20 protein-coding genes are annotated in these 17915 nt (G+C 55.8%); 9 read left to right on the top strand and 11 right to left on the bottom strand.

Annotated features, from left to right (window positions below):
• The first annotated feature begins 10 nt into the window (after positions 1-10).
• Positions 11-1117: an ABC transporter substrate-binding protein gene (locus tag ACK13D_RS02015; protein ID WP_418795624.1), complete on the top strand. Its 1107-nt coding sequence runs from the start codon at positions 11-13 to the stop codon at positions 1115-1117.
• On the opposite strand, the gene ACK13D_RS02010 is transcribed toward ACK13D_RS02015, so the two are convergent.
• From ACK13D_RS02010 to ACK13D_RS01990, 5 genes are all read right to left on the bottom strand, one after another.
• A complete protein-coding gene (locus ACK13D_RS02010) occupies positions 1106-2089 on the bottom strand; it encodes an XdhC family protein (RefSeq protein ID WP_418795542.1) in 984 nt (327 codons plus the stop codon). The two genes, ACK13D_RS02015 and ACK13D_RS02010, sit on opposite strands and share 12 nt — an antisense overlap.
• Positions 2086-2652, bottom strand: a complete 567-nt coding sequence (locus ACK13D_RS02005) for a nucleotidyltransferase family protein (protein WP_418795541.1) — start codon at positions 2650-2652, stop codon at positions 2086-2088. The genes ACK13D_RS02010 and ACK13D_RS02005 overlap by 4 nt, the downstream gene beginning before the upstream one ends.
• 95 nt (positions 2653-2747) lie before the next feature.
• Positions 2748-5132, bottom strand: coding sequence for a xanthine dehydrogenase family protein molybdopterin-binding subunit (locus ACK13D_RS02000; RefSeq protein WP_223565998.1), 2385 nt, complete (start codon positions 5130-5132; stop codon positions 2748-2750).
• Complete coding sequence (locus ACK13D_RS01995) at positions 5129-6121, bottom strand: FAD binding domain-containing protein (RefSeq protein ID WP_187500356.1); 993 nt, start codon at positions 6119-6121, stop codon at positions 5129-5131. Before ACK13D_RS01995 ends, ACK13D_RS02000 begins: the two co-directional genes overlap by 4 nt.
• Positions 6118-6606 carry a (2Fe-2S)-binding protein gene (locus ACK13D_RS01990; protein WP_022624540.1) on the bottom strand — a complete coding sequence of 163 codons (489 nt, stop codon included), beginning with the start codon at positions 6604-6606 and terminating at the stop codon, positions 6118-6120. Before ACK13D_RS01990 ends, ACK13D_RS01995 begins: the two co-directional genes overlap by 4 nt.
• Before the next feature lie 439 nt (positions 6607-7045).
• Here ACK13D_RS01990 and ACK13D_RS01985 point away from each other — a divergent pair, with 439 nt between their 5' ends.
• Positions 7046-7939, top strand: coding sequence for a LysR family transcriptional regulator (locus tag ACK13D_RS01985; protein WP_010246903.1), 894 nt, complete (start codon positions 7046-7048; stop codon positions 7937-7939).
• A 20-nt stretch (positions 7940-7959) separates the two neighbouring features.
• On the opposite strand, the gene ACK13D_RS01980 is transcribed toward ACK13D_RS01985, so the two are convergent.
• Genes ACK13D_RS01980 through ACK13D_RS01965 form a run of 4 tightly spaced genes read right to left on the bottom strand, consistent with a single transcriptional unit; the run spans position 7960 to position 11364 of the window.
• Positions 7960-8799, bottom strand: a complete 840-nt coding sequence (locus tag ACK13D_RS01980; RefSeq protein ID WP_159226860.1) for a metal ABC transporter permease — start codon at positions 8797-8799, stop codon at positions 7960-7962.
• Complete coding sequence (sitC, locus tag ACK13D_RS01975; RefSeq protein ID WP_010246899.1) at positions 8799-9659, bottom strand: iron/manganese ABC transporter permease subunit SitC; 861 nt, start codon at positions 9657-9659, stop codon at positions 8799-8801. The genes ACK13D_RS01980 and sitC overlap by 1 nt, the downstream gene beginning before the upstream one ends.
• 2 nt (positions 9660-9661) lie before the next feature.
• Positions 9662-10477: a manganese/iron ABC transporter ATP-binding protein gene (locus tag ACK13D_RS01970; RefSeq protein ID WP_341575672.1), complete on the bottom strand. Its 816-nt coding sequence runs from the start codon at positions 10475-10477 to the stop codon at positions 9662-9664.
• Positions 10474-11364, bottom strand: a complete 891-nt coding sequence (locus tag ACK13D_RS01965; protein ID WP_410174465.1) for a metal ABC transporter substrate-binding protein — start codon at positions 11362-11364, stop codon at positions 10474-10476. The genes ACK13D_RS01970 and ACK13D_RS01965 overlap by 4 nt, the downstream gene beginning before the upstream one ends.
• A gap of 482 nt (positions 11365-11846) precedes the next feature.
• On the opposite strand from ACK13D_RS01965, the gene ACK13D_RS01960 reads away from it, so the two are divergent.
• From ACK13D_RS01960 to ACK13D_RS01945, 4 genes are all read left to right on the top strand, one after another.
• On the top strand, positions 11847-12140 hold the full coding sequence (locus ACK13D_RS01960) for a hypothetical protein (RefSeq protein ID WP_010246892.1): 294 nt from the start codon (positions 11847-11849) through the stop codon (positions 12138-12140).
• Positions 12141-12387: 247 nt separating this feature from the next.
• Positions 12388-12633 carry a regulatory protein YcgZ gene (ycgZ, locus tag ACK13D_RS01955; protein WP_010246891.1) on the top strand — a complete coding sequence of 82 codons (246 nt, stop codon included), beginning with the start codon at positions 12388-12390 and terminating at the stop codon, positions 12631-12633.
• Between the two features lie 174 nt (positions 12634-12807).
• Positions 12808-13101 carry a hypothetical protein gene (locus tag ACK13D_RS01950; RefSeq protein WP_010246889.1) on the top strand — a complete coding sequence of 98 codons (294 nt, stop codon included), beginning with the start codon at positions 12808-12810 and terminating at the stop codon, positions 13099-13101.
• A 161-nt stretch (positions 13102-13262) separates the two neighbouring features.
• Complete coding sequence (locus tag ACK13D_RS01945; protein ID WP_010246887.1) at positions 13263-13517, top strand: biofilm/acid-resistance regulator YmgB/AriR; 255 nt, start codon at positions 13263-13265, stop codon at positions 13515-13517.
• A gap of 475 nt (positions 13518-13992) precedes the next feature.
• On the opposite strand, the gene ACK13D_RS01940 is transcribed toward ACK13D_RS01945, so the two are convergent.
• Entirely contained in the window at positions 13993-14187 is a 195-nt protein-coding gene (locus ACK13D_RS01940) for a hypothetical protein (RefSeq protein ID WP_010246886.1), read from the bottom strand.
• Positions 14188-14611: 424 nt separating this feature from the next.
• Between ACK13D_RS01940 and ACK13D_RS01935 the strand changes: the two genes are divergently transcribed.
• Complete coding sequence (locus tag ACK13D_RS01935) at positions 14612-15628, top strand: substrate-binding domain-containing protein (RefSeq protein ID WP_192073038.1); 1017 nt, start codon at positions 14612-14614, stop codon at positions 15626-15628.
• Positions 15629-15744: 116 nt separating this feature from the next.
• A complete protein-coding gene (locus ACK13D_RS01930; RefSeq protein ID WP_010246880.1) occupies positions 15745-16140 on the top strand; it encodes a (R)-mandelonitrile lyase in 396 nt (131 codons plus the stop codon).
• Positions 16141-16160: 20 nt separating this feature from the next.
• Here ACK13D_RS01930 and ACK13D_RS01925 read toward each other — a convergent pair whose 3' ends face one another.
• The gene (locus ACK13D_RS01925) at positions 16161-17045 is read right to left on the bottom strand and encodes a LysR family transcriptional regulator (protein ID WP_192073037.1); all 885 of its coding nucleotides are present in this window, start codon (positions 17043-17045) and stop codon (positions 16161-16163) included.
• Positions 17046-17144: 99 nt separating this feature from the next.
• Between ACK13D_RS01925 and ACK13D_RS01920 the strand changes: the two genes are divergently transcribed.
• Complete coding sequence (locus ACK13D_RS01920) at positions 17145-17870, top strand: SDR family oxidoreductase (RefSeq protein WP_192073036.1); 726 nt, start codon at positions 17145-17147, stop codon at positions 17868-17870.
• The last annotated feature ends 45 nt before the right edge of the window (positions 17871-17915 follow it).

Below are 17915 nucleotides of genomic sequence, written 5' to 3'. Positions count from 1 at the left end.
TGCGTTATTAATGCTGAGCGTGATACTGGCCAGCGCTGGCGCACACGCCCGCACGCTGACCGACATCACCGGCCGCGAAGTAGAGATACCCGACCATCCGCAGCGTATTGTGCTGGGTGAAAGCCGGATGCTCTACAGCGTCGCGCTGCTGACGCCCGGCAATCCGCTGCAGCATATCGCTGGCTGGCCACAGGATCTGAAAAAGTTTGATCCCCAGACCTGGCAGATTTTTGCCAGTAAGTTTCCGCAGATGGAGGAAATTCCGGTACTGGGTCTGGATGGCGTCAATGACATGAATCCCGAACAGGTGATTGCACTGAAACCGGACCTGGTGATCCTGCCGCAGCTGGCGCGCGGCAGTGAAAGCGGAGCAGTGCTGGAGAAGATGCTCAGCGCGGCGCATATCCCGGTGGTGAAGATCGATCTGCGGGTTGAGCTGCTGAAAAATACCGAGCGCAGCATGACCCTGCTGGGCGAGGTGCTGAATCAGCCCCAGCGGGCTGCTGACTTCAATCGCTTTTACCGCAGCCACATGCAGCGCATTGAGAGCCGACTGGCGGACTATCACGGAGCTAAACCTAAAGTTCTTTTGCAGCTGCATCTCGGGCGGCGCAGTGAATGCTGCGTGACGTCGGTGAATGGCAACCTGGGTGAGCTGCTGCGCTTTGCCGGGGGCGAAAACATCGCCAGTCAGCAGATCAAAGGCGTGTTCGGACGGCTGAGTGAGGAGAGTGTGATTGCGGCACAGCCAGACTTTTACTTCGCCACCGGCACCGGCAGCGCCGATGAAGCGGGAGCCTTAAAACTCGGCCCCGCCGTCACAACAGCGCAGACCCGGCAGAGCCTGCTGGCGCTGACCGGTCAGCAGAATGCGCTGAAGCAGCTGACGGCATTGCGGGACGGTCATGCCGGGGCAATCTGGCACAACTTTTACCTCAGTCCGTGGCACGTGGTAGCGACAGAGTTCTTCGCCACCACGTTCTACCCGCAACTGTTCCGCGATGTCGATCCTGAACAGACATTGCGGCAGCTATTCCGTGATTTCCTGCCGATCCCCTATTCGGGCAGCTACCTCTATCGGCTCGCACCGGAGGCGACGCCGGGATCAGGCGGCTGAAAACCCGCGATTTTTCACCCGGACGATATCGGCCATCACCGACAGCGCAATCTCCGCCGGGGTTTTGCTGCCGATAGGCAGGCCGATGGGCGCATGGATGCGGTCCAGTTCGGCACGATCCATGCCGGCGATCTGTTGCAGTCGCGTCCGTCGTTTCTCGCTGTTTTTCGCCGAGCCCATGATGCCGATATAGAACGCGGGTGTCGCGATCGCCTCCATCATCGTCAGGTCATCAATGCGGGGATCGTGGGTCAGTGCCACAATCGCCACCGCTGCATGCGCGCCGTTCAGCTCCAGCCAGCGCGCCGGATGCTGTGACACCAGCGTCACGTTGTCCGCAGCGCTGAAGTGGCTCTCCAGCTCCGTCAGCATCTCCGGTCGGTGCTCACAGACCCGCACGTGAAATCCCAGCATCTGCCCGAGCCGGATGCACTCATATGCCACAGTCGAGTAGCCCGCGATCAGCAGTTCCGGTATCGCACCAACCGGCAGTAACATCTGCTGTTCACTGGCATCCAGCGCAGGCAACACCCTGTCAGGGGCGAGCACTTCCCACTGCGCACGTTCGCCGGGTCGTATCATTTTCACCATCGGCTGCTGTCCGCTCAGCGCGCGCTGCATGGCCGTCAGCAGCGCCAGCGTGGCATCATCGGGCGGCAGAAACTCAATGACGATCTCCAGGCTGCCGCCGCACGGCAGGCTGACGTCAGGACGCATTCCGCCTTCACCGTACCGCACCCGCTGACTGCTGGCGCGATAGGCTCCTGCCGCCAGTTGCGCCAGAAAGTCCTCTTCAATGCAGCTGCCCGACAGCGATCCGCAGTAAGCACCCGTTTCGTTGACCGTCATCAGGGTGCCAGGCGCGCGCGGCGAAGATCCATAGGTGCGCAGCACCGTGCAGAGCCAGACCTGCTGACCCGCCTGGCAGCTGCTCAGTGCCGCATTAATCACACGTTGATCCAGCGTAATCATGAAAATTCCTTTATTAACTGCAGATCAGCAGGGAGATCGATATCACACAAACAGCCGCGATCCTGAAGCGGCAGCCGAACGGCGAGTGACTTCACCGCTGCCTGCGGCCCGGCATCGCCCTGTAGCGTGCTCAGCATCGGGTAGCAGTGGTGCTGAAAGCCCACCGGATGGCCCGGCCTGCCGTCAATCCACGGCCTGACGATCGGCGCGTCCGCCAGCGCGGCGCTGACGGCGCGGTAACTTTCAGGCGTGACAAACGGCATATCGCCCAGCGCAATCAGCCAGCCGTCATAGTCACGGCTGGCTTTGACACCTGCGGCGATCGATTCGCCCAGCCCGCCGCTGTCACACAGCACCAGGGTAGCCTGCGAGCAGAGCGCCTTAAGTGCAGCGGCGTCCGGGCGCGTGACCACAAACAGGTCAAGACCACTGGCAACGGCCTGCTCCAGCGTGCGTTGCAGCACCGGTTTGCCATTCAGATCGGCCAGCAGCTTATGCTCACCCGCCTGCTGGCGAAAACGGCGACTCAGCCCGGCGGCCAGCACAATCAACGCTATCTTCACTCTTTCTCTCCGCTAAGCGTGAAAAACGGGCGCAGGTTTCAGCCCGCGCCCGCATATCCTCACATCGACCTGCTGGCAGCAGGTCAGGAACAGGCTCAGATAATCTTATCGAGAGTAATAGGTAAGTCGCGCACCCGCTTACCGGTGGCATGGAACACCGCATTACTGATCGCTGCCGCCACGCCCACGATACCCAGCTCACCCACGGCTTTACCGCCCATGGTGGTCGCCTCAAAATCGGGCTCGCCAACGTTGATGGTGGTAATGCTCGGGATGTCACCGTTAACCGGCACCAGATAGTCCGCCAGGTTGTTGTTGATCACCCGACCATTGCGTGGATCGACGATGCCCTCTTCCATCAGCGCCTGACCGACGCCCATGATCATGCCGCCAATCCACTGGCTGCGCGCCAGTTTAGGGTTGTAGAGACGACCGCTGTCGAGCGCCGCCACCATCCGTTTGACCCGGATAGTGCCGAAATCTTCATCGACCCGCACTTCCACAAACTGCGCGCTCCAGCTGTGGGCCGAGAATTTTTCAGGGCGGCTCATGTCATTAAGGTTGCGCACCATCTTGTCGCGCTCGCTCTGTGACAGATCGTCCGGGAAAGTGCCGCCTTTCACCGTCAGACTCTCCGCCGGTGCCAGGCTTGCCAGCCGGGCAAATGAGACCGCCAGACCGCTGCGCAGATTATGCTGAACCCCGTCGCCTTTCAGCGTGAGCTGAGATGCCGGAGTGCCATTCAGTGGCGACTGTGGCAGCTCGCTGGCGAGTTTCAGCAGCTGGTCGCGCATTCGTCTGGCGGTATCGTTCACCGCCGCGGTCACGTTGCCCGCAAGCTGCGATCCACCTGCGACACCGGCACGCGGCAGCTCAGTATCACCCAGCTGAACCTCAATGGTGGTAGAGGCGACGCCAAGAATGTCGGCAGCGGTCTGCGCCAGGATGGTATAGGTCCCGGTGCCGATATCCGCACCGGCGCACTGCACCACAAATTTACCCTGTGGGGTCAGGATGATTTTTGCCTCAGCAGGCAGTTTGTTGACCGGATAGGTGCCAGAGGCCATGCCCCAGCCAATCAGTTCACGCCCTTCGCGCATCGACCGCGGCGTCATAATGCGCTTATCCCAGCCAAAGGCCTCAGCCCCTTTCTGATAGGCTTCTTTCAGGCGACGCGAACTCCACGGCAGATCGAGCTGATAATCTTTGTCCGCCCAGTTGCGCAGACGCAGTTCCAGGGGATCGATATTCAGGGCATAGGCCATCTCATCCATCGCCACTTCCAGGCCAAAGGCGCTGGGGTTTTCACCTGGCGCCCGCATCCAGCCTGGCGTCACGGTATTGATCGGCCTGACCTGATGCTGGGCGGAGACGTTGCCCACCGCATACATGCGGGCGGTGACTTTGCTGCAGTTCTCAGCAAATACATCGATTAATGAGGTTTCACTGAAGCTGCGCTGGATAATCGCCTGGATTTTGCCGTCACGCGAGGCACCCAGTTCCAGCTGCTGCGAGGTGGCGGGACGTCCGCCCAGACCAGTAAAGGTCTGCGGTCGGGTCAGCGACACTTTGATAGGACGCTTCAGCGCTCGTGATGCCACACTGGCCAGTGCGACGTGGGTGTAAGGCACCGGCTTGGACCCAAATCCCCCGCCGACATAGGGCGAAATAATCCGCACATCTTCAACGTCAATGCCCATCCACTCGGCGATTTCCACCTGCGCGCCTGCCACCCACTGACTCGGCTCCCAGACGGTCATGCGTCCATCCTGCCACTCAGCGACACAGGCGTGCGGTTCCATCGGCATGTTGTATTCGCGCGGCGTGGTATAGCGCTGGCTCAGACGCACCTCGGCCTGCTGCATCGCCGCCTGTGCATCGCCCATATCGATATCCTGTTTCGATACCGGTTTCGGTTCGACACCCTCATCGGTGGCAAAAATCAGTGCGGGCGAGGTTTCATAGTCGATCTCCACCAGCGAGGCGGCATACGTCGCCTGCTCAAACGTCTCTGCCACCACCAGACCGATGTTCTGGCCGTTGTGAATAATCACATCGTCCTGAATCGGGGTATAGGTTGACTGCGCCGCGCCGCCGTCTGCAATCGCGGTGGGTTTGTTGATCTTCAGGCTATTCAGATGGGTATAAACCGCCACCACACCCGAGGCCTGCTGCGCCTTTTCCGTCGACATCCGGCTGATACGGCCGCTGGCAACAGTAGACTGGATCACCACGCCATAAAGCGGATTTTCCGGCTGATGTTCTACCGCATACCGCGCCTCACCGGTGACTTTGACTTTGCCGTCACCCCGCGAGCGCCCGGCGCCCAGTCCCTCAATCGGATCGGTGGTTTCTGGTTCCGCCGTGGCAGTATCACTGGCACTGGCGCTTTGCATACTCAGACCCAGGCTGCCCGCCGCTGAGATCGCCGCCGTCGCCTTCAGTAACTCCCGACGTGCTTTGTCATTTACGTCACTCATGCGGTTTCTCCTGCTGCCATCAGCGCACGTGCAATCACACGCGGCGCCAGTTTTACTTTATAGGCGTTGTGGGTCAGCGCCTGCGTCTCCTGTGTAATCCGTTCTGCCGCCTGGAAGACCGTCTCTTCATTGAACGGCTGTCCCTCCAGCGCCTGCTCCACCGACCTGACCCGCCAGGGTTTGGTGGCGACGCCGCCCAGCGCAATATGCACCTGACGCATCACGCCGTTCTCCAGCGTGAAGCCTGCGGCCGCGCTGGCTGCAGCAAACTCATAAGAGCTGCGGTCACGGACTTTAAGGTAGTGTGAGTGTCGCAGTGACTCGGTTTGCGGCACTTCAATGGCCACAATAATTTCGTCATCGCGCAGATCGTGCTCACGATCAGGTGTATCACCCGGCAGCAGGAAGAAATCATCAATCACGATGCGACGGGTTTCGCCCTGCTGATTCTGCAGAACCACGATGGCGTCAAACGCCACCAGCGCCACCGCCAGATCGCCGGGATAGACCGCGATGCAGCTGTCGCTGGCGCCCAGGATGGCATGATTGCTGTTAACGCCATCCAGTGCGGCGCAGCCGGAACCCGGATTGCGTTTGTTGCAGGCGGAAAAGGTCGCCGGATCGCGGTAATAGGCGCAACGGGTACGCTGGCGTAAATTACCGCCCAGCGTGGCCATGTTACGAATCTGCGGTGACGCGGCCTGCCACAGGCTGCCGTAGATGGCTGGCGCGTTCTGCTGGCAGGCGGGATGATCCGCCAGGCCGCTCATGGTGACCAGCGCGCCGGCCGTTATCTTATCGTCGTCAAACTGCAGGTTTTTAAGCCCGGTCAATCCAGTGATGCCGATGAGCTGCGGCGGCGTGAAGACCCCACACTTCATCAGATCGAGTTGTGTGGTGCCGCCTGCCAGAAACTGGCTGCCAGACTGCTGTTTCAGGGCTGCGGCTTCCTCAGGCGACTGCGCGACTTTCCAGCTGAATTCATTCATGCGGACTCCTTCGCCATCTCTGCTGCGGCCTGTTTAATCGCATCCACAATGTGCGGATATGCTCCACAACGGCAAAGGTTGCCGCTCATATACTCACGGATTTCATCTTCTGAACCCGCATGGCCCTCTTTGATGCAGGCGACGGCGGACATAATCTGACCCGGTGTACAGTAGCCGCACTGGAAGGCGTCATTCTCCATAAAGCAGCGCTGCACCGGGTGCAGCTCACCTTCGGTGGAAGCCAGCCCTTCAATGCTGGTCACTTCGGCGCCATCCGCCTGAGCCGCCAGCGTCAGGCAACTCAGCACCCGCTGGCCATTAATCAGTACCGTGCAGGCACCGCACTGCCCCTGATCGCACCCTTTTTTGGTGCCGGTCAGGTTAAGATGCTCACGCAGCGCATCAAGCAGGGTGACACGGGGATCGACCTGCATCTGCTGCGACTGACCATTAACCTGCATTGTTAGCGATATTTTTTCCGACATTGTCTGCTTCCCATTGTTGGGGGCCAAAAGATGTAATTTTTTATAGGTTTATTTCTGACGGGGTTCGAATCGGGGGAAAATCGTGATAACCCTAATCTTTACGCGCGTATCTCTGCTTTAAGGTTTAGCAGCTTTTTGGCAATTTTGCGGGGAAGCAGGGAAAAGTAAGTGTTATCTGAATGGCGGAGCGAGATTGAATCGGGATAAATATGTGTTCATACAACGCTCATCTAAATGATTTTATTAATTTTTTTGAAAAAAGCTTTTATAGCCGTCGTTCATAGGGTTTATCTGTCCGCCTCATTAATCCTGCCGCGAAATGTGTAACCCTGAAAGGCAATTTCGGGTCTGATAGCAGGTCGGGTAGCGAAGCCGTAGTTAACGTCGATAAATCGGCCTGTCCCGACCGGGATAACCGATCAAACAGGTCAGAGGGCCTATGCTGAAAGAAAATTTTAACGATCTAATCTATCTGGTGGTGGTAGCAGAAGAGCGCAGCTTCACCCGGGCAGCGGCGAAGCTGGGTGTGTCGCAGTCGGCACTGAGCCACGCGATTCGCGCTCTGGAAGAGCGTCTTAGCGTCCGGTTGCTGACGCGCACTACTCGCAGCGTTGCCCCGACAGAAGCCGGTGAACGGCTGATCACTACCCTCGCCCCGCTGTTCAGCGAGATTGAGTCTGAACTGGTCAATGTCACTGACAGTCAGGGTAAAATCTCCGGCAACATTCGTATCACCGCAGGCGAACATGCGCTCACCTCTACACTCTGGCCGCTGCTCAGGCCCTTTCTTCAGCAATACCCCGATGTCCATGTTGAAGTGTCGGTGGATAACAGTCTGACCGATATTGTCAGCGGCCGTTTCGATGCGGGCGTGCGACTGGGTGAGCAGGTCGAAAAGGATATGGTGGCGGTGCGCATCGGGCCGGACTGGAATATGTGCGTGGTGGCAGCCAGCAGCTATTTTGATCAGCACGGCAGACCTGAGACTCCCTATGATTTACAGCATCATAACTGCATCAACCTGCGGCTGCCGACGCTGGGTGGCCTCTATAACTGGGAGTTTATGCGTGATGGCAAGGAGATCAGGGTCAAAACGCAGGGTCAGTTAATTTTTAATCATCTCGCGTCGCGCATTGATGCCGCACTGAGCGGGATGGGGATCTGCTATGTGCCGCAGGATAGCGTTGCGGAACACCTTAAAAGTGGCCGTCTGGTTCAGGTGCTGGCTGACTGGTGTGAGCCTTTTCCGGGTTATTATCTTTACTATCCCAGCCGCAGACAGCACACCAGCGCCTTTACACGTTTGATTGATGCGGTGCGCTATCGCGGTTGAGAGACAGCCGCGATAGCCAGTCAGCTGGCATTAATCCGCTGGCGTTCAAGCTGTCGCGTTTTGCGGCCTGAAATCACCATCGCCACGATAAACACCAGTGCAAACAGCACCACGATCGTGGGTGCTGGAGCGCTGTCGATAAAGAACGAGAGATAGACCCCACTCAGCGACACCAGCACCGACACCACGACCGCCACCAGCAGCGCATGTGAAAAGCGGCGGGTGAGCAGAACTGCGATAGCACCGGGCGCGATCAGCAGGGAAATCGACAGGATAATCCCTACTGCTTTCAGCGTCGCCACAATGGTCAGCGATACCATGCAGAGTAGACCGTAATGCAGCCAGCGTGCGGGTAAGCCAGAGACCTGTGCCTGCTGCGGATCAAAACTGAACAGCATAAAATCACGCCATTTCACCGCAATGACCCCGACGATCACCGCTGCGATAAGCGAGGTCTGAATTATGTCAGCGCCCGTAATACCCAGCATGTCACCAAACAGAATGTGATCAAGATGCACCTCCGGTTTCACGGCGATATAGAGGATCAATCCCACCGCGAACATGCCGGAGAAGACGATTCCCAGCACCGTATCCTGCTTGATGCGACTGTTGTCCTGCAGAAATCCACTGGCAACAGCACAGAACAGACCGGCGACAAACGCACCCACCGCCAGCGGCAGCCCGGCCATCCAGGCGAGGACGATGCCGGGGAATACCGCATGGCTCATGGCATCGCCCATCAGCGCCCAGCCTTTCAGTACCAGAAAGACCGACAGCAGCGCACAGGGGATCGCCACCACCAGCGCAATCAGCAACGCGCTGTTCATAAAAGCGAACTGGAAAGGTTCAAAGATCCACATCAGCCAGGCTCCTTTTCGGGACGATGGCGGCCACGACGCCGGTTAGCCAGCAAGCCATGTTTGGGCGCAAAAACAAACGCCAGCAGGAACAGCAACGTCTGCGCCACCACGATGATGCCGCCCGTTGCGCCATCCAGGTAGTAACTCGCCCACGCACCGAGAAAACTGGTGATACTGCCAATCGCGACTGCAATCATCAGCAGACGCGGGAAGCGGTCGGTGAGCATCCAGGCCGTCGCGCCTGGCGTCACCACCAGACAGATCACCAGAAATGCACCGACGGTTTGCAGCGCCGCCACGGTTGAGACTGCCAGCAGGGTAAAGAAGAGGACTTTCAGTCGTTCAGGACGCAGTCCGATGGCGCGCGCGTGATTCTCATCAAAGAAGGTGACCATCAGATCCTTCCACTTAAACAGCAGAATGATGATCGACAGCCCGCCAATCAGCGCCAGCTGGAGTATATCCGCGGGCGCAATCGCCAGAATATTGCCGAGCACAATGGTCTGAATGTTTACCGCGGTCGGATTGAGCGACACCATAAACAGACCCAGACCAAAGAAGGAGGAGAAGATCAGGCCGATGATTGCATCTTCTTTTAAGCGGGTACGCTGATTGAGTAACAGCATACTGCCCGCCGCCAGCCCACCAGAGAGAAACGCGCCCAGCGCAAAGGGTAGTCCCAGCATGTAAGCACCCGCTACGCCCGGCACGATGGAGTGCGACAGCGCATCGCCAATCAGCGACCAGCCTTTGAGCATCAGATAGCAGGAGAGAAACGCACACAGGCCGCCGACCATGGCGGAGACCCACATCGCGTTGAGCATGTAGTGATAACCAAAAGGCTCCAGTAACAGTTCCATGGTCAGTTTCCGTCTTCAGGTGCCGTACGTGGCGCAATAAAAGGCCGTTCATCGTCGGTGATAATCTGATCGTCCAGCCCTTTCGCCATCACATGACGCAGCACCCCACTGAAAGCACGCTCAAGGTTGGCGGCGGTAAAGGTGGTGCGGGTCGGGCCGCTGGCCAGAATGGTGCCTTTGACCATCACGGTGTAATCGCAGAACTCCGTGACCGATCCCAGATTATGCGTTGAGACCAGCATGGTCTTGCCTTCATCGCGCAGCTCACCCAGCAGACTGATGATTCTGGCCTCAGTCTGAACGTCCACGCCGGTAAACGGCTCATCCAGCAGGATAACGCTGCCCTGCTGGGCAATGGCGCGCGCCAGAAATACCCTTTTCTTCTGTCCGCCGGAGAGTTCACCGATTTGACGATGGCGGTAATCCAGCATATCGACCCGCGCCAGCGCATCACTGACAATCTGCTGGTCGTGCGGTTTCGGTCGACGCAGCAGGCCCATATGACCGTAGCGACCCATCATTACCACATCTTCCACCAGCACCGGAAAAGACCAGTCCACCTCTTCCGACTGCGGCACATACGCGACCAGACTCTGACGCAGTGCTTCACGAGTTGGCATGCCGAGCACTGAGATGCTGCCGCTGGCGAGCCGGACAAAGCCCATCAGCGCTTTGAACAGGGTTGACTTGCCGGAGCCATTCACACCCACCAGCGCCGCAATCGATCCACCCGGCACGCTGAAGCTGGCATCATGCAACGCGGTGTGACCGTTGCGATAGGTCACGGTGACATCCGAAACCACGATGGTGTCTGTCATTGCGCTTTCTCTCCCGCTTTAATGCCCTGTGCCAGCGTCTCCGTGGTGACTCTGAGCAAATCCAGATAGGTCGGCACCAGTCCCTGAGCATTGCTTAAAGAATCGACGTAAAGCACCCCACCGTAATGCGCACCCGTTTCCCGCGCGACCTGGCGGGCTGGCTTATCCGACACGGTGCTTTCACTGAACACCGCTGGAATAGCATTTTTCTTCACCTGGTCGATCACTTTTCTCACCTGTTGCGGCGTGCCTTGCTGATCAGCATTTACAGGCCACAGGTAGAGTTCTTTCATGCCCAGGTCGCGAGCCAGATAGGAGAATGCGCCTTCGCTGGTCACCATCCAGCGTTTATCCTCCGGGATGTCGGCAATCTGCTGGCGAAGCGGATCCAGCGCTGCGGTGATTTTTTGCTTATAGGCGGCTGCGTTCTGACGATAGGTCTCCGCATGCGCCGGGTCATATTTCACCAGCGCATCACGGATATTATCGACATAGATCAGCGCATTGTCCGGAGACATCCAGGCGTGCGGATTCGGTTTACCGTTATAAGGCCCCTCGCCAATACCGATCGGTTTTACCCCGGCAGAGACAATCACTTCCGGCACCCCATCCAGATGCTGATAAAAACGCTCAAACCAGCGTTCGAGATTAAGCCCGTTCGCCATGATTAACTGCGCACCCTGCGCACGTTTGATATCGCCGGGCGTCGGCTGATATTCGTGTATTTCAGCACCCGGTTTGGTAATGGAAGTAACTTCGGCCGCATCGCCCGCCACGTTTTTCACCATGTCAGCGATGACCGTAAACGTCGTCACTACCTTAAATTTTTCTGCTGCATAGCTGCTTGTCGCCATCAGGGTTGTCAGTAGCGCACTCAGTAGCATCATGGTTATTTTTCTTTTCGGGACCATAGGGCGATCTCCAGAGGTGATTAAAAACAGAACATAATTAGCATAGGCTATTTTTTATAGCACAGGCTATACCTTTGTAACAGCGAAGGGTTGTGAAGTTTCTTCAGCGTCCGGGCCCGAATGTGAAGTTTTGTAAGCGAATCGCTTTACTTGTTGATATATAGACATTTAATTTCAATGATGGGAAGTTTATGGAAAGCGTGATGTATAGCTATAACCGGGTTTTACGCCTTTCTCATCTGTGGTTGAGTAAACCGCAGGAACGATAACAGGATTACAAAAAGCCCATCCTGACGGCGCAATTTACCGAAAAGCGTTCTGACACCTGGCGGCACTCACATGACACGCATAGCAGACCGACAATTAAAATAATCTTATTGATAGGCTGAATTGATTAAGCTTCGTAAATTTTTTTGCTACAGTTAATGTTACTTACCGCAATCACCCAGGAGGATAATTTGTATTTTTCCAGCGACGAAAAAGCGAATGTCATCATTGGCGAAGCCGCAATGAACCTGTTTAATGCCGGTCAGGAAGTGAATGTTGAACTGCTGATTAATGAATTAAGGGTCATGGCTGACTCTGAAGTTAATGAGACTCGCCTTGAGCAGATGCAGCATGCGCTTCAATGGCTGATGGGGTTCAAAACCATCGGTTCCCGCAGCACCGCCCCGGCGACCTGGCTTGCCAAAACCACTGGCAAAGAGCCCGCTGCTCCCGTCTCTGCCGATGACATCTTCTTTAAACACTAACCCAGGTCTGCCGTTCCTCTCCGGCCTTAATATTCAGGTCGGAGCGTCGCTGGGGTGTTAATGATACAAGAATCTGGTACAATTTTTACCTCGCTACAAACTCCTCGTAACACCCTGTTTTAAAAGCCTTAGCACTTTTTGCACAAAAAAATTAATCCCAAAAATCCAAAATTCTGTACAAGTTTTGCAAAGATGTATAACTTGCGCATCCAGAGTGCATACATTTAAATCACCTGAGGACAACAACATGCGTCAGAACGGACAAGCCCCGGAAACGATCAGCGATATTGCCCGTTACTTCAATCAGGCCAGCTCACCGTCGCAACAGGAGACGCTGGGTTCGGTTGTGGTGGAAATTCTGCGCGCAGGTCACAGCCTTAGTCGGAAAACGATTTGCAGTAAACTGCTGAGTCGCCTTGAACTGGCTGCCACGCCAGAAGAAGAGAGTCATCTGCATGAACTCATTGCGATGCTTTTTCGTCGCGAAGATTAATGCCCTCTCACGGTCGTGTATGTTAATCAGGACGCCTGTTTCAGCCATCACCCAGGAAGATCTACCCTAGCAATAAAGCCCAGTACTGCTTCCCGTATCGGGTGCGCCAGGTCGCACCCGCTGACGCATACGGACCCGCAGCATGGCCATTGATTCGCAATCAGAGAAGCCAGTATGTACAGAAGTGAAGATGAGAAACTGACAGATGTCATGATCGGCGAAGCCGTTCTGACATTACTCAAGTCAGACAAACCGGTATCCAGCAATGCCTTAATCGCACAGCTCGAACTGATGGCTGCTGATGCTGACGACGACGTGAAAGTGTCAGTGATTCGCAAAGCCATCACCGAAGTCCGTAATGGTATGGTTGCCGCGCGCAAACGCGTGCAGGGCGACGGTGCCGAACGTGATAACACGGCTCATCGTATGAACAGTGATGGCCCGCCTGAGGGTTCGAAAAAGCACTGATTGAGCGTACTGCGTACCTGATACATGCGGCTAATTTTAAGCGAAGCGGCAGACCTGAACAGAATTTTTAAGGCGGGCTGGGCAAAACGAAAACTGCGTCTACACTCGTTTTTGACTTCAACCATTGCATCTGACTCATTTTCCTCAGAGAAAGAAAAATCATGCAGCATTCATCATCAGATTCTTCAATCATTGACTACTTCCGTAGCGCGGGCGATCAGCTTGCTCCGGAAACTGAACTGCTGGGCGCAGTGATTCGTGACATTGTTGCTGATCAGGGACGTGTAACCAATAAAGCGATCATCCTCTATCTGATCGCGGAACTGGAATGCACTTCAGATGTTGTCAGGCTGGATGTGTTACGCAAAACGCTGGAAATCGTGGTTGGCCGCACGCCAGACGATACCGGCATCTGATACGCCATTCTGCGTTACCTCTGGTAACGCAGGATACTCTTCCCCCTCGCCCGCTTTTGTTTCCTTCCCTCAATTTCGCTGTATACCCGATATGCCACACAGAAATTATCCGATATAAAAATTCTTTTGCAGGTTAATGATGTAGCAGGGATTTGATCCCGACGATAACGCTTTTTTGCAATCATGCCAGATGATGATCATTCAGGCTTAATAAGACCTGCCAATGAAAAGGCGAACTTCTTTATCAGAAATTTGCCACCCCTAATGAATAATCAACAGAAAGATCTGACTGACATTTTTTAATGCGGTCATCAACCGTCTCGCTGAATAAAAAAGAAACGACCGACTCACAGTAAAATCCCTTTTAAAGGCTGCGAGCAATATGCAAAGCCTCTTATGCTCGCCGATGTCAAAGGTAGCAGGGACGCTATCATGACACAGGCCGGGGCAACGCCCGGCATCAGGCCTGGCAACCTTAATGCATCTTCCGGGTGAAAAAGCTTATCGCTTCCTGACACAATGCTTTCAGCCTGCTGTCACGCGTCTCTTCGCTCAGGCGAAACAGCGCGTCCGTAATGTCGTGGAAATGAACCGGCTCTCCCGCCTTGATCAAATCACTGACTACCGCACCAACCAGCGCACGGATTTCATTATCGTTGTCGTACTTCACACGACCTCCCGATGGTGTATGCATATACAGTCTATCATTAGCGGGAGCCAAAAAACAAAAAAGCCGTCAAGCGGGAAATATAAGCGAAGCGGCAAAAAGGTTATTAACTATACAACCTCAGAATATTATCTTGCTTTATTTTCACCCCATGCAGCCCTGAAGCTATAAATAGCCAAAACGTGGTAGCAACCGCTGTAATCTATTTATGCCCATGTATATTGAGAGTTGGATAGTTATATATCGCGGAAACAGACTTTTGGCTGAATGTGTTATAAACACTTTTACGACTCACTGTTTGTTGCGATAACCTGCGGGGCAGCTTTCCCGGCCTGATATGTGCTGACCAGCCTTTCACAAATGATCATCTGACAATGGCCAGCAGTATGATAAAACTATCGTCATCCTCTGGTGTCACGAGCAGCACATGGCTAAATTTACCCTGAAACAGATTGCTGCCCAGTCGGGACTCAGTCTGGCGACCATCGACCGGGCACTGCATCAGCGCGGCAACGTGCATGCCACGACCCAGCACCGAATCCAGCAGGCGATAGCGGACCTGGAACTGATGCAAAAAGCGGGACTCGCCAGGGGAAGAACGATCTATTTCGACGTCATCATGCATACACCTGACCGCTTTCAGCCACTGATACGTGAGGCGTTCAGCAGTCAGATTGCCAGTTTTACTGCCTTTAAACTTCAGCTTCGTTTCCACTTCGGCGAGAATCTTACTGCGGAGGCGATTAACGCGCTGCTGAATAAAAAAGCGTTGCATAGTCACGGCGTCATTCTTAAGGCAGCCTGTTCTGGTGAACTTCATCCCACCCTTGAATCACTGCTGAAACAACGCGTTCCGGTGGTCACCATGATGAGTGACCTGCCCGGCAGCGCGCGCCTGCGCTATATCGGCATGGATAATTTTGATGCCGGTAAAGTGGCGGCTTTTCTGATGTCAAAATGGCTGCGGGTGAGTCGTTCACATATTGTGGCTGTGACCGGCAGTCACGATTTCATTGGCGAACAGGAGAGAATTCAGGGGTTTCAGCGAGCAATGCAGGAGTTTGCGCCCCAGCATCAGGTGAGCGTGGTGGCAGGCGGTTATGGCATTGACGCCCGGATGCAGCAGTCGGTGACACAGTTCTTGCAGAGCCAACCGGATGCAGATGCGGTCTACACAGTCGGTGGCGGTAATCCCGGCATACTGCGCGCTTTTGCCGAACAAAAGCGGACGGTTAACGCTTTTATTGGTCACGATCTCGATCGTGAGAATCGTGCACTGCTGCAGGCCGGTAAAATTGATGCATTAATCGAGCATAATTTACAGCTTGATGCGCTGCACGCCTTCAGAACGCTGCTGGCGTTTCATGGATTTTTGCCCGCCTCAGAACCGCCCGCGCCCTACTCTAAAATCAACATCATCACCCGTTACAACATGACAGCCTGAAAAACTGTCAGGCAATTAATGAGCCCGGCTCATAACCGTTTGCCGACTGAGCGGGCTAATCACGCTCCGGCTTGCCGGTTACACTGTGCATGACACGTTAACAACAGGAGTGAGTAATGAAAATTATCGCCAACGGATCGCTGCCTTCGCGTAAAGGACCTGCTGAATATTTTACCGGCACGGTTCGGATTGATGCACCATTCCAGGCAACCGAACCCGCCCGCGTGGGGGGCGCAACGGTGACTTTTGAACCGGGTGCCCGTACCGCATGGCATACCCATCCACTCGGGCAAACCCTGATCGTCACGCATGGCCAGGGCTGGATTCAGTGTGAGGGTGAAGCCATTCAGGTGATGAACACCGGTGATATCGTCTGGATCCCGGAAAACGTGAAGCACTGGCACGGGGCAACGCCGGATAACGCCATGACGCATATTGCTATCGCTGAGTCACTGAACGGCTCGCCGGTTGACTGGCTGGAGCAGGTCAGCGATCAGCAATATCAGCGCTAAATCAGGCGCGTATTCTGTCGCTAGAGTCTGACGTGATCGATCAGCGCCCTCAGCTTGGGGGCCAGATTTTTGCGGCTGGGAAAATAGAGATAGAAGCCGGCAAAGGCGGGCAACCATGCATCGAGCAGGGTCACCAGTTCGCCACGTGCTATGTAAGGCTGGAAGGTTTCTTCCATGCCAAAGCTGATGCCGCCCCCGGCGCAGGCGGTGCGAATCATCACCCCCATGTCATTTGTGGTGAGTTGCGGATTGACGGCAACATCAAACTCGCGTCCCTGCTCTGCGAACTCCCAGCGATAAGGGGCCAGACCAGGCCCTTTTCGCCAGCCGATGCAGCGATGATTGACCAGATCCTGAGGATGTTGCGGCGTGCCTGCGCGAGCCAGATAGGCGGGTGACGCCACCGCCACCTGACGCTGCGCATTGGATACCGGCACCGCAATCATATCCTGAGCAATCACCTCCCCCAGCCGCACACCCGCGTCATAGCCTTGCCCGACAATATCAAACTCCTCATCGGTGAGGGTGATATCCACCTCCACCTGCGGATAAGCGGTAATAAAGCTTGCCAGCAGTTCTCCCCCCAGCATCCGCTCAGCAATCGAGGAGATCGCCAGCCGCAGCTGGCCCCGAGGTTCCGCAGCCAGTTCGGCAATATCTGTCACGGCGCGATTGAGCTGGTTGATCGCCGGCGCCACTTCGGCATAGAGCCGCTGTCCGGCTTCGGTCAGCTGAACCGATCGTGTGGTGCGCTGCATCAGCGTGAGGTTAAGCCGGTCTTCCAGACGCCGCAGACTCTGGCTGATCGCCGGACGCGTAACACCTAATTGTTCTGCGGCCAGCCGGAAATTTCGCGTCTGCGCCACAATCACAAAAACTTCGAGAGCATTTTTATCGGCATTCATTGGTCAGATTGAGTTACCAGTGCGTAAAGCGTTCGGTGGATTATCTTTATAATCCAGTCGCCGTATGATCGCCAGTGACAACCTGACTGGAGAAACAAAATGACTCAGAAAGTGATTTTAATTACCGGCGCCTCAAGCGGCATCGGGGCAGGCATTGCACGTGAACTGGCGAAAACAGATGTCATTCTGCTGCTGGGTGCGCGGCGGGAAAGCCGCCTGGCCGCGCTGGCTGAAGAGCTGCAGTTCAATGGTGCAGAGGTGGCGATCAAAGCGCTTGATGTTACGCGCCGCGAAGAGATGACGCAGTTTGTTGAGTATGCTCTGGAGAGATGGGGCCGGGTGGATGTAATGATCAATAACGCCGGTATTATGCCCTTGTCTCCGATGGCATCGCTGCGGGTGGAAGAGTGGGAACAGATGATCGACGTAAACATCAAAGGGGTGCTGTATGGCATTGCGTCAGTGTTGCCGACCATGCTGGCCCACCAGCGCGGCCACATCATCAACGTCGCGTCGATAGGGGCGCTGGCCGTGTCGCCCACCGCAGCCGTCTACTGCGCCACTAAGTTTGCGGTGCGGGCGATTTCCGACGGATTACGGCAGGAGAATAGTCAGCTACGGGTGACCTGTGTCCATCCCGGTGTGGTGGAGAGCGAGCTGGCATCAACCATTACCGATCCGGCAGCCGCCGAGGCGATGCAGCACTATCGCGCTATCGCGTTGCAGCCGGACGCCATTGGTCGCGCCGTGTGCTATGCCATTGAACAGCCTGAAGAGGTAGATGTGAACGAAATCGTGGTGCGGCCAACCCGAACGCAGCAGTAAGCAACCCGCCCGATGCGCTGTGTGCATCGGGCGGAAGGTTTTACT

Origin of the sequence: Pantoea sp. K16 (genome assembly GCF_048452805.1) — a bacterium.
Lineage (GTDB): Bacteria > Pseudomonadota > Gammaproteobacteria > Enterobacterales > Enterobacteriaceae > Pantoea > Pantoea agglomerans.
The sequence above is the reverse complement of the archived record's forward strand: the minus strand, read 5'-3'. Positions and strand labels throughout refer to the sequence as shown.